The sequence below is a fragment of the Tenericutes bacterium MZ-XQ genome, assembly GCA_002838205.1.
Lineage (GTDB): Bacteria > Bacillota_I > Bacilli_A > Acholeplasmatales > Acholeplasmataceae > Mariniplasma.
The window spans coordinates 1,633,563-1,645,385 of the sequence record CP017950.1 but is presented as its reverse complement, the minus strand read 5'-3'; the positions used below and the strand labels follow the sequence as shown (position 1 = coordinate 1,645,385).

General features: G+C 33.3%; 13 protein-coding genes. All 13 read left to right on the top strand.

Annotated features, from left to right (window positions below):
* Positions 1 to 155: 155 nt before the first annotated feature.
* The 13 genes from BK011_08195 to BK011_08135 all read left to right on the top strand — a co-directional run bounded on the left by BK011_08195 (position 156) and on the right by BK011_08135 (position 11,764).
* Positions 156 to 695, top strand: coding sequence for a hypothetical protein (locus BK011_08195; protein ID AUD65663.1), 540 nt, complete (start codon positions 156 to 158; stop codon positions 693 to 695).
* 82 nt (positions 696 to 777) lie between these two features.
* Positions 778 to 2,076: a methylenetetrahydrofolate--tRNA-(uracil(54)-C(5))-methyltransferase (FADH(2)-oxidizing) TrmFO gene (locus BK011_08190; GenBank protein ID AUD66175.1), complete on the top strand. Its 1,299-nt coding sequence runs from the start codon at positions 778 to 780 to the stop codon at positions 2,074 to 2,076.
* Positions 2,077 to 2,147: 71 nt separating this feature from the next.
* Complete coding sequence (locus BK011_08185) at positions 2,148 to 2,972, top strand: integrase (GenBank protein ID AUD66174.1); 825 nt, start codon at positions 2,148 to 2,150, stop codon at positions 2,970 to 2,972.
* On the top strand, positions 2,969 to 3,502 hold the full coding sequence (locus BK011_08180) for a hypothetical protein (protein ID AUD65662.1): 534 nt from the start codon (positions 2,969 to 2,971) through the stop codon (positions 3,500 to 3,502). Before BK011_08185 ends, BK011_08180 begins: the two co-directional genes overlap by 4 nt.
* Positions 3,489 to 3,938, top strand: coding sequence for a deoxyuridine 5'-triphosphate nucleotidohydrolase (locus BK011_08175; GenBank protein ID AUD65661.1), 450 nt, complete (start codon positions 3,489 to 3,491; stop codon positions 3,936 to 3,938). Before BK011_08180 ends, BK011_08175 begins: the two co-directional genes overlap by 14 nt.
* A gap of 163 nt (positions 3,939 to 4,101) precedes the next feature.
* On the top strand, positions 4,102 to 5,076 hold the full coding sequence (locus BK011_08170; GenBank protein ID AUD65660.1) for a 30S ribosomal protein S2: 975 nt from the start codon (positions 4,102 to 4,104) through the stop codon (positions 5,074 to 5,076).
* 88 nt (positions 5,077 to 5,164) lie between these two features.
* Complete coding sequence (locus tag BK011_08165) at positions 5,165 to 6,040, top strand: translation elongation factor Ts (protein AUD65659.1); 876 nt, start codon at positions 5,165 to 5,167, stop codon at positions 6,038 to 6,040.
* Positions 6,041 to 6,057: 17 nt separating this feature from the next.
* The gene (locus BK011_08160; protein AUD65658.1) at positions 6,058 to 6,774 is read left to right on the top strand and encodes a UMP kinase; all 717 of its coding nucleotides are present in this window, start codon (positions 6,058 to 6,060) and stop codon (positions 6,772 to 6,774) included.
* A gap of 3 nt (positions 6,775 to 6,777) precedes the next feature.
* Positions 6,778 to 7,335, top strand: coding sequence for a ribosome recycling factor (locus tag BK011_08155; protein AUD65657.1), 558 nt, complete (start codon positions 6,778 to 6,780; stop codon positions 7,333 to 7,335).
* Between the two features lie 96 nt (positions 7,336 to 7,431).
* Positions 7,432 to 8,106 carry a di-trans,poly-cis-decaprenylcistransferase gene (locus BK011_08150; GenBank protein AUD65656.1) on the top strand — a complete coding sequence of 225 codons (675 nt, stop codon included), beginning with the start codon at positions 7,432 to 7,434 and terminating at the stop codon, positions 8,104 to 8,106.
* Positions 8,103 to 9,047 (top strand): hypothetical protein, encoded by a 945-nt coding sequence (locus BK011_08145; GenBank protein ID AUD65655.1) that lies wholly within the window; start codon positions 8,103 to 8,105, stop codon positions 9,045 to 9,047. The genes BK011_08150 and BK011_08145 overlap by 4 nt, the downstream gene beginning before the upstream one ends.
* Positions 9,044 to 10,180, top strand: a complete 1,137-nt coding sequence (locus tag BK011_08140; protein ID AUD65654.1) for a 1-deoxy-D-xylulose-5-phosphate reductoisomerase — start codon at positions 9,044 to 9,046, stop codon at positions 10,178 to 10,180. The genes BK011_08145 and BK011_08140 overlap by 4 nt, the downstream gene beginning before the upstream one ends.
* Positions 10,181 to 10,183: 3 nt before the next feature.
* Entirely contained in the window at positions 10,184 to 11,764 is a 1,581-nt protein-coding gene (locus BK011_08135; protein ID AUD65653.1) for an RIP metalloprotease RseP, read from the top strand.
* Positions 11,765 to 11,823: the final 59 nt, after the last annotated feature.

Genomic DNA, 11,823 nt, shown 5'->3' with positions numbered 1-11,823 from the left:
GATTAATATTGTATAATGAACCTACAGAGTAATTAGGAAGCGTTAAGTGTCTAATCATGGGATGTCGGATTAGAACGAACACATTTGTGGCGGTTTTCTAATGCGTCCGCTGTAAGTGATTATGGTGGACCTCTAACATAAGGAGGTCTTTTTTCATGAAAAAAAGTAGAGAATTACAGAAGTTAGTTTTAGCATCATCGCTCGTTGCGATCTCAATTGTTATCGACATTTTCTTTAAACAAATATTGAGTTTCAACAACTTTGGTGTACCGTTTTATGCGATCCCAATAATATATGGATCAATTGTTTTAGGGCCCATCTATGGGTTAATTATGGGATATGTTTCAGATTTAGTGGGCTTTGTTGCTTTTCCAAACGGAACATATGCGATTATCTTTGCATTAGGTGCTATGCTTTGGGGATTTGTACCCGGTCTGTTCTTATATAAGAAATATGATCGTATTAAACTTGTGTTTGTATTGTTTTTAACACATGTTTTAGTTACTGTCGCAAATACCATAGGTTTACTAACATTTTTATCAAGAGAAACAGCTTTAGCGAGTTTAACTGTAAGATTAACAATGATTCCAATAAATGTTGTAATCATTACAATTTTGGTTCATGCTTTACAAGAAAAATTAAATCCAGTTTTAGTTGATATGCAAATTAAAAGACCAAAAGGACAAACTGCTTAAGAAACGATGAACAAGGCTGAAAAAACCTTGTTCATTTTTTTATTAATGAGCAGTTTTCATGTATAATAGAAGTGGTGATGAAATGGTAAAAATAATAGGAGCTGGATTAGCGGGCGTTGAAGCTGCTTACTTTCTAGCCAATCAAAATATTAAAGTAAAGTTATATGAAATGAGACCAAAAAAAATGACTCCTGCACATCAAACAGGTCATTTTGCTGAACTCGTTTGTTCGAACTCATTAAGATCAAATGATGAACTTAATGCTGTTGGTTTGTTAAAAAGAGAGATGCAATCTTTTAACTCTTTAATCATGGAAGCAGCTTATCATGCACAAGTCCCTGCAGGATCTAGTTTAGCTGTAGATCGTGATATGTTTTCAGGATTTATTGAAGATAAAATTAAGCATCATCCAAATATTGAAGTAGTTCTTGATGAAGTTTTAGATATTGATGTTGATGAATATACGATAGTTGCTGCTGGACCACTTGCTAGTGATCATCTTTTCGAGAGTATCAAACAGCTGGTTCATCAAGATCATTTACATTTTTTTGATGCGATTGCACCAATTATCGATGCATCTTCGATTGATATGAACACATGCTATTTAAAGTCAAGATATGATAAAGGTGAAGCTGCATATATTAACTGTCCTATGAACAAAGAAGAATATGATAGATTTTATCAAGCACTCATTACAGCTGATTTAGTAGAACATAAAGGTTTTGAAAACAATGTGTTTGAAGGGTGTATGCCCGTTGAAGTGATGGCATCAAGAGGAGAACAAACACTCTTATACGGACCATTAAAGCCAGTAGGTTTAGAAGTTGAAGGGAAAGATAAACCTTATGCAGTTGTTCAATTAAGACAAGATGACTATAGTAAATCAATGTATAACATTGTTGGTTTTCAAACACATCTCACATGGCCAGCGCAAAAGAAAGTCATTAGTTTAATTCCTGGATTAGAACATGCTAAAATTGTAAGATATGGTGTAATGCATAGAAATACTTATTTAGAAAGCCCAAACATATTAAATCCTGCATTTCAATCTAAAGTATATCCTAAACTTTTTTTTGCAGGTCAAATATCAGGTGTAGAAGGATACGTGGAATCAGCGGCATCTGGACTTAATGCTGCAATTCAAATGGCATCATTGATCAAAAACAATCAAATAGTGCCACTACCTAAAGAAACAATGATGGGCGCAATGGCACATTATATATCAACACCAAACAAATCATTTGTGCCGATGAATGCGAACTTAGGATTATTTCCTGAACTTGGATATAAACATAAGAAAAAAGAAAGAAAAATGCTATATAGAGATCGTTCTTTTGAAGCACTTAAAACCTTTAAGGAGGAGAATGCTTGGATTATCTAGATGATTTTTTAAATGACTTGCAAACACAAAAAAATTATTCAATCCATACGATACAAGGATATAAAAGAGATATCCTTGATTTTCATGCGTTTATAACCAACGAAGAACTTGCTGAATCTTTAGTTGATGCAACCCGAGAACGTCTAGCAAGACATTTTATCGCACATTTGGATAGTTTAGAGTTATCTGCTAAAACTATCTCTAGAAAGATATCCGCTTTAAGAACTTTCTATGGATATTTAATGAAAAATCATATGATAGATATCAATATTTTCGAGCATGTTGAAACACCTAAGATTCCTAAGAAATTACCTAAGATCATTGAAGATGATGAAATGGAAATGATCTTTAAATCGATTGATAGATATAATCCTTTGGGGTTTCGAAATTATGTCATGTTAGATTTACTGTTTAGTTCAGGACTAAGAGCATCTGAACTCATCAATATGACAATTAAGGATTTGATGCTTGATCAAGAACAAATTTTAATCCATGGTAAAGGTTCAAAAGATCGTTATGTACCCCTTCATAAAAAGCTAGTTGATGATCTTAGACACTATCTCACATATATACGTCCTATACTGCTATCAAAAGGTAAAGACACACACACGTTATATGTCTTTATAAACTATAAAGGTGGACATTTAAGTGTTAGAGGACTTCAAATCATATTAAAAACGATCATTCAAAAATCAGGTGAAACATTTAAAATACACCCACACATGCTAAGACATGCATTTGCAACCACGTTACTCAACCATGGTGCAGATCTTAGAGTTGTTCAAGAGCTTTTAGGCCATGAACATTTAAAATCAACACAAGTCTATACGCATGTATCAAGTGAAACTATAAAAGAAAAATATAAGTTAACACACCCAAGGATGATCAAAAAATGAGAGAGCTAGGACCCCCTATTATTGAAGAGGGAATTATTAAAAAACCTCAGAAACGTAGAAAAACAATTCGAGCAATTATTATCAATGATGAAAAGCAAATTCTCATGCTCTACTCGAAACGTTTTGATGATTATACATTTCCTGGTGGTGGATTGAAATCTAATGAAAATGAAGAAAAAGCCTTAAAAAGAGAACTTAAGGAAGAAATTGGGGCTTCACAAATAAAAATTAAAGAACCCTTAGGGTTTATTAACGAAATCAAATATGGTTTATTTACAAATGAATCAATTTATCTTCAAACATCAATCTATTATTTTGTTGATGTTGAAGAAATTGGATATAAAAAACTAGAAAAAAGAGAAATCATTGATGATATCAAACCTGCATTTGTTGATATAGACTTATGTATCGATCATAATCAAAAAGTGATGAAAGATGCTAATCATCAGGCGTATGGTTTGAAAACAGTATTACTCAGAGAAGAAGTTGTATTAAAAAACATAAAGGAGAGATTACATGAGAAAATTTGAAATTGTCAAGGCTTATGAAAATTATGACGTTATGGTTCCACAAAGACAGACAAAACACAGTGCAGGATATGATCTTGCAAGCATTGAAGATGTAGATATTAATCCAGGGGAAATTAAAATGATCCCAACTGGACTAAAAGTATTACTTCCAGATAACGAAGCATTACTCATTTTCCCAAGATCATCTTTAGGCATTAAAAAAGGTCTAATGATGAGCAATAGTGTTGGTGTTATTGATTCAGATTATTATAATAACGAAAATAATGAAGGACATATCATGATTCCTTTATATAATTTTTCAAATAAAAAAGTGACCGTTTCAAAAGGTGAAAGAGTGGCTCAAGGGATCTTTATGAATTACCTTCAAACTATAGATGATGACCCAAATCATACAGTGAGACTAGGTGGTTTTGGTAGCAGTGACAAAAAAAGATAAAAAATAAAGCAATAACTTGAAAAAACACTATAAATATGATATATTTAATAAGGCTATTAAAATACACATGTATGATGTTAAACACTCAAGTGCCTTTAAAGCATTAAAGGTGGGTGTCTAAAAGTCATGCAGAGGAAAAAACAAAAATGGAGGAATGAATTTTATGGCAGTAGTTTCAATGAAACAATTATTAGAGTCAGGTGTACACTTTGGACATGCGACACGTCGTTGGAATCCTAAAATGGCACCATACATCTTTACGTCAAGAAATGGTATTTATATCATTGACTTAAAGAGAACAGCAGAAGAGATTGAGATTGCGTATAAAGCATTATACGACATCGTTGCTGACGGTGGTAAAGTACTATTTATTGGTACTAAAAAACAAGCTCAAGAATCAGTAAAAGAAGAAGCGATTCGTACAGGTCAATTCTATGTTGATCAAAGATGGTTAGGTGGAACACTTACTAACTTCAAAACCATTCGTCGTCGTATCAAGAGATTACACGACCTTTACAAAATGGAAGAAGATGGTGTGTTTGAAAAATTACCTAAAAAAGAAGTTTTACAACTTAAAAACGAACGTACTAAGTTAGAAAAATTCTTAGGTGGTATCAAAGATATGAAGAAAGTTCCAGAAGCAATCTTCATCATTGATCCTAGAAAAGAAAGAAATGCAATCTTAGAAGCGCGTAAGTTAGGTATCAAAGTATTCGGTATTGTTGATACAAACTGTGATCCAGATGATGTAGATTACATTATTCCTGCAAACGATGATGCAATTCGTGCAGTTAAATTAATCACATGGGTTATGGGTAATGCAGTGATTGAAGCACAAGGTGGAGCTGTTGAAAAATTTGATGAAGAAACAGTTCAAGAAGCTTCAAGAAGAGATTATAACAATGATCAAAAAGAAGCGAAACCAAAACCGAAACCTCAACCAAAACCTCAACCTAAAGTAGAAGAAGTTGAAGTAGACGAAGATGAAGTCGAAGAAGATGATGCTGATGATAATAGTGTATCAGAAGAAGAATTAGAATCAATGACAGTTGCTGAACTTCGTGCCTTAGCTAAAGACCGTGGCATTACTGGTTATTCAACCCTTAAAAAAGCAGAACTTATTGATGTACTAAAATAATGCGATAAGGGGATTTTTATCCCCTTATTTTTTACAAAAAATATAGATTAAAAAATAATATATAAATGAAAAATCAAGGAGGCATATCATGGCTATAACAGCTCAAATGGTAAAAGAATTAAGAGAAAGAACTGGCGCAGGCATGTTAGATTGCAAAAAAGCGTTAGAACAAAATGATGGAGACATCGAAAAAGCTATAGATTTCTTAAGAGAAAAAGGTATGGCAAACGCGGCTAAGAAAGCTGGAAGAATTGCTGCTGAAGGTTTATGCAGTATCGAAGTGAATGGTAATGAAGCAGTCATATTTGAATTAAACTCAGAAACAGATTTTGTTGCTAAAAACAAGCAATTTTTAGATTTATTAGACAGTGTAGGAAACACAATTTTAAATTCAAGTGCAGCAAATACAGAAGAAGCTCTAAAAGTAGAAGGTAATGGTAAAACTGTAGAACAAATGTTAATTGATGCAACTGCTACAATTGGTGAGAAAATATCACTTCGTCGTGTATCAAGAGTTGTTAAAGAAGACGCTCAAGGATTTGGCGCTTACAAACATATGGGTGGACGCATCGCAGTTTTAGCAGTATTAGCAAAAGCTGATGAAGAAGTTGCAAAAGATATCGCAATGCATATCGCTGCACAAAACCCTAAATATCTAAATCGTGATCAAGTTGATGCAGAGACATTAGAACATGAAAAACACGTTTTAACACAACAAGCACTTCAAGAAGGCAAACCAGCGAATATCGTTGAAAAAATGGTTGTTGGACGTTTAAATAAATTCTTACAAGATATTTGTTTAGTTGACCAACCATTTGTAAAAGATACTGATCAAAAAGTAAGTCAATACTTAAAATCAAATCAAAATGAAGTTTTATCATTCATCAGATTAGAAGTTGGCGAAGGTATCGAAAAGAAAGAAGAAGATTTCGCAGCAGAAGTAGCAGCACAAGTTCGTAAATAAATAAAAAGGGGCGTGGCATGATGTACCAAAGAGTCATTCTGAAATTAAGTGGAGAAGCTTTAAAAGGCAATGGAACTTATGGCATACATCCAATTACTGTCAAGAAAATCGCGACAGAAATCAAAGAGATTTATCAGTTGGGTGTGCAGGTAGGAATCGTGGTAGGTGCTGGTAACCTATGGCGTGGTAAAACAGGTGAAGAACTTGGTATGGACCGCGCACAAGCAGACTATATGGGAATGCTTGGTACCATCATGAATGGTCTTGCAATGCAAGATGCCTTAGAATCTTTAGATGTACCTACAAGAGTGATGACAGTTTTACCAGTCAGTGCGGTTGCTGAACCTTATATTAGAAGAAAAGCAATTAGACACTTTGAAAAAGGTAGAGTGCTCGTTTTCTCAGGCGGTACTGGTTCACCATTTTTCTCAACAGATACTGCAGCAGCACTCCGTGCAGCTGAAGTCAATGCCGATATTATATTAATGGCAAAAAATGGTGTTGAAGGTGTTTATGATAAAGACCCACGCAAACATGAAGACGCAAAAATGTTCAAGGAAATCTCGCAAAGAGAGTTACTGAAGCAAAAACTAGAAGTTATGGATCAAACAGCTGCATCTATATGCACTGAAAATAAACTCGATATTCTTGTGTTCAACATGAATGAACCTGGAAATATGAAAAAAGCAGTTATGCAAGAAACGATCGGGACACTCGTTAAATGGGAGGAATAAAGCATGAATCATGAACAAGCAGATATGATTTTAATGGAATTAGAAGATCATATGGAAAAATCTTTGCATGTACTGGTAAGAGATTTTGCACAAATAAGAACAGGTAGAGCGAATCCAGCTTTACTTGATCACATTATGATTGATTATTATGGTGCGCAAAGTCCAGTAAGACAAATTTCATCTGTTTCCGTTGTTGAAGGTAATCAGTTATATATTAAGCCTTACGATAAATCAGCATTAAAACAAATTGAAACAGCAATCTACGCATCTGATTTAGGACTTAATCCTATGAATGATGGTATGGGGATTCGCTTAATTCTACCTCAACCAACTGAAGAACGTAGACGTGAACTTGTCAAAGAAGTTGAAAAACTAGCTGAGCATGCAAGGATCAGCGTTAGAAATATTCGTCGTGATGGTAATGATCACATGAAAAAATTGGGATTACCAGAGGATGATGAAAAAGGATACTTAGGAGATGTACAAGAACTTACAGATAAGTACATTAAAAAAGTTGATCAGGAATTAAAAAGTAAAACCGACGAACTCATGAAAATATAAAAGGCTCTAAGCCTTTTATTTTTTTGAATGTGTGAAAATAATGAATATGTTTCATTTATAATATAAATGAGTTATAATAAATAAAGGTGATAGATAGTGAAAAGCAACAATATACCAGAACATGTTGCCATTATTCTTGATGGTAACGGCAGATGGGCAAAAAAAAGAGGACAATCAAGATCATTTGGTCATTATATGGGTGGAAGAAATCTTTTTAGTGTCGCAAGACATGCGAAAGATTTTGGCATTAAAAAATTATCTGTTTATGCATTTAGTACAGAAAACTGGAAAAGACCCGAAGATGAAGTCAATTATTTGATGACAAAACCAATCGAAATGTATCATGAAAACAAACACAGAATCAGTGAAATAGATTATAAAGTTACTTTTTCAGGTAGAAGAGATCGCTTTAGCAAAGAGCTATTAGAAGTGATTAATGAAATTGAAAAACAAACAGAAAAACATGAAGGTTTCACTTTAAATATATGTGCCGATTATGGTAGTTATGATGAAATCATTACTGCGATCAATAAGATTGATAAACCAGTCACTAAAGAGAACTTTGAACAAGCACTCATGATCAAAGAACCGGTAGACTTACTCATTAGAACCAGTGGTGAAATGAGAATATCAAATTTCTTACTATGGCAAATTGCCTATGCAGAGTTTTATTTTACCAAAGTCCATTGGCCAGCATTTAATAAAAAACAATTAGAGAAAGCGATTAAATCATATCAAAAAAGAAATCGTCGCTTTGGAGGCTTGAAATGAAAAAGAGATTAATCACAGCGATTATATTATCAGCAATTTTAATACCGATTGTAAATTTTGAAATCTTTTTAGCTGTATTTCAAGTATTTATGATTTTGTTCGTCATCGTGTCATCGACTGAAATGATTCGCATGTATGAGACAGAGAAGAAATTTCAATGGTTACCAAAAATAGGCATTGTTATTTTAACACTAGGCACATTCTTTAGTGTTGGGGGCGTTTTAGGAAATTTAGAACATAATCCATTAGAAGCAAATGGCTTATTGAGCATAACTGTTCCTCTCATCACTCTAGTACTCTTTAGTTTCTTAGTTTTATTTAAAGAGTTTAATGGTCTTGATGTTGGTAAGGCATTAACCATTATCAATTATGTTGGGCTAGGAGCAGCATCCATCGTTATTCTAAGATTTTTAGGTGTTAGATTCATCGTTTACTTGTTGTTGATTACATCAACAACTGATATGTTCGCATATTTTTTTGGGATGAAATATGGTAAACATAAATTAGCACCACATATCAGTCCAAAGAAATCTTGGGAAGGTGCAATCGCAGGTACTGTATTTGCGACGATTATTGCATCATCATTTGCATTGTTCTACGGCTATTTTTTCCCAGCGGGAACATATTTAGGAGATTTAGTGAATTCAGGTGGACAGTTAACACTATTAGATAATTTTTCTTCTTTAGGAGAAAGAACACCACTTTGGGTACAAGCTTTAGTGTTAGTGCCTATTACGATGATCGCATCTATTTTTGCTCAAATCGGAGATTTAGTTGCATCAAGATTAAAAAGAACCTATCATATTAAAGATTTTGGAAACATCTTACCTGGTCATGGTGGACTATTAGATAGATTCGATTCTGTACTATTTGTAGCATTATTTTTAAATGCGATATTCTTTTTAATCTATAGACTTTATCCAACGGTCGTGATTTTATGAAACATATATATTTATTAGGATCAACAGGATCTATTGGCATGCAAACACTTGATGTCATGTTAAAACATCAAGATAAGTTTAATCTGATAGGGTGTTCATTAGGATCTGATGATGAGAAAAATAAATATATTCTAGATACATTCAAACCTGAGATTGCATGTTTGAGATATGAAAAGCAGTTATCTAAGTATCCTAATCTTTACCCAAACGTAAAATTTGTTTGGGGAGATCAAGGATTGATTGAGCTTGTAACATACGATAAAAAAGGTATTGTTGTAAATGCATTATCTGGTTCAGCTGGGTTACACCCAACCGTAGAAGCTATTAAGACAAAAAAAGATATAGCTTTAGCAAATAAAGAAACCTTAGTTATGGCTGGTGATATGATCAATAGCTATGTCAAAACATATGATGTCAAACTCTATCCAATCGATAGTGAACACAGTGCGCTATGGCAAACTTTAGATCATGAAAATCAAAAAGATATCAAAAAAATAATTATCACAGCAAGTGGTGGATCATTTAGAGATTTATCAAGAAACGAGTTACAATATGTGACTGTTGAAAAAGCGTTAAAACATCCAAATTGGGCGATGGGTGCTAAAATAACTATAGATAGTGCAACCATGATGAATAAGGGTTTGGAAGTTATCGAAGCGCATCATTTGTTCAACTTAGATTATGATAAAATCGAGACAGTCCTTCATAAAGAAAGTGTTGTACACGGATTAACATATTTTAATGATGGAACAGTTAAAGCAAGTCTAAGTGTTTCAGATATGAGAATTCCAATTGCTTATGCGTTGTTTTATCCAGAAAGAACAGATTATGATAAGGAGTTAGAATTGACTCATTTATCATTCAAACCCATGGATTATGAACGCTTTCCATTATTGAAGTTAGCTTATGACGTTGGAAAAAAAGGTGGCATTATGCCAACTGTGATGAATGCGGCTAATGAAGCAGCAGTTCATTTATTTTTAAAACATAAAATTTCGTTTTTAGAGATTGAAGAACTGGTTTACAATTATGTGGGCAAAACAAAGCAAATTGAAAAGCCTACATTAGAACAAATTATTGAGATAGATCGTAATATTCAACAAGAGATTTATCGAGCATATGAGAAGAGGTAGTTTATGGTTATATTAAATATATTATTATTTGTTGTTGTATTAGGTGTCATTATCCTAATCCATGAAGCGGGGCATTTTTACTTCGCAAAAAAAGCAGGCATATTATGCCATGAGTTTTCTATAGGGATGGGTCCTGCACTTTATCAAAAGCGTAAAGGTGAAACCATGTACTCAATTAGAGGTATTCCTATTGGTGGGTATGTCTCTATGGCTGGAGAAAGCATTTCTGATGCACTCATAAAAAAAGAACAAACCATTGGTATAAAAATCAATGAGCAAGATCAAGTCTATCAAATTATTCTTACAGATAAAGTTGAAGCTGACTTAACTGGTGTTGTAGAAGCATTTGATTTATATGGTAAAGATTTTGATCCATTATATATTGATTTAAATGTTGATGGCCAAACAAAACGCTATGCTGTATTAAGAGATGCAACTTATCAAGTAAGCGAAAAGAACAAAATGTGGATTACACCAGCAGAAAAGAGTTTTGAAAGTAAAACTTTATGGCAAAGATTTATGGTCATTTTTGCAGGTCCAATGATGAATTTTATTTTAGCATTTCTACTCTTTTTAATTGCGGGATTTTTTGTTGAAAAACCAAATCTTGATTCTAATGAATTATTTGAAATAGTACCTGGTTATGCGGCAGATAACGCACAACTTGAAGTTGGCGATAAAATTTTAAAAATTAATGATAAATCAGTTGAAGATTGGAATGATTTATCAAATATTATGGCAGATCTTGACCAATCATGGATTGATGTTATGTATGAAAGAGATGGCTCATCGTTTGTTGAAATCAATGTCAATGTGAGTGTAGCTGTTCAAATGGCAGGCATCACAAATACTTACATAGATTCTGAAACTGGAGACATAACCATATATAGAGATCCAATCATTGGGCAAAGTTATGGTCGTGCAAGAAGTGATGGCGGTCTTTTAGAAGGAGACGTCATTGAAAATATTGTCGTAAATAACGAATCTCATGTGATCCAGAGTTGGGATGATATCGTTACAGTGTTTAGACAATATGATCGTGGTGAACTTGTCATTTCTTATAGAAGAGATGGTGTTGTAGGTAATGCATATTATGACATGATCAGTGCAAACGCATTAACAAAACTTGGAAGTCAACCTATTGTCTTTCAACTAGGAGTAAGTCCATCTAGTGAGTTTGACTGGAGTTATTCTTTATTATATGCACCAAGAAGATTTTATTCAGATGTATCTGAAGTCTTTACAACATTAGGTTTATTATTTAGTCCGAAAGAAGATTTGGGCATTGGTGATTTATCAGGTCCAGTTGGTATATATACCCTTGTGAGTAGTACAGCAAGACAAGGTTTACTATCAATCATTGTTTTTACAGGGTTTTTAAGTATCAATATTGGACTGTTAAATTTACTTCCAATTCCAGCACTTGACGGAGGAAGATTGGTCTTCTTGGGTATCGAAGCAGTAACAAGAAAACCATTACCAAGAAGAGTTGAAAACACAATTAATAATGCAATGTTTATTTTATTATTGTTTATGTTCATCTTTGTAACATATAATGATATCTTAAGATTGATTAGAGGATAACACGAAAATCATAAAAAAGCTTACAAAAGAACAGATTTTTCTGTTCTTTTTTTGTCATT

Coding starts and splice junctions, on each gene's coding strand:
- BK011_08160 (AUD65658.1), top strand. CDS start 6,058: ATGATGTACCAAAGAGTCATTCTGAAATTAAGTGGAGAAGCTTTAAAA.
- BK011_08135 (AUD65653.1), top strand. CDS start 10,184: ATGGTTATATTAAATATATTATTATTTGTTGTTGTATTAGGTGTCATT.
- BK011_08165 (AUD65659.1), top strand. CDS start 5,165: ATGGCTATAACAGCTCAAATGGTAAAAGAATTAAGAGAAAGAACTGGC.
- BK011_08155 (AUD65657.1), top strand. CDS start 6,778: ATGAATCATGAACAAGCAGATATGATTTTAATGGAATTAGAAGATCAT.
- BK011_08180 (AUD65662.1), top strand. CDS start 2,969: ATGAGAGAGCTAGGACCCCCTATTATTGAAGAGGGAATTATTAAAAAA.
- BK011_08195 (AUD65663.1), top strand. CDS start 156: ATGAAAAAAAGTAGAGAATTACAGAAGTTAGTTTTAGCATCATCGCTC.
- BK011_08190 (AUD66175.1), top strand. CDS start 778: ATGGTAAAAATAATAGGAGCTGGATTAGCGGGCGTTGAAGCTGCTTAC.
- BK011_08175 (AUD65661.1), top strand. CDS start 3,489: ATGAGAAAATTTGAAATTGTCAAGGCTTATGAAAATTATGACGTTATG.
- BK011_08140 (AUD65654.1), top strand. CDS start 9,044: ATGAAACATATATATTTATTAGGATCAACAGGATCTATTGGCATGCAA.
- BK011_08170 (AUD65660.1), top strand. CDS start 4,102: ATGGCAGTAGTTTCAATGAAACAATTATTAGAGTCAGGTGTACACTTT.
- BK011_08145 (AUD65655.1), top strand. CDS start 8,103: ATGAAAAAGAGATTAATCACAGCGATTATATTATCAGCAATTTTAATA.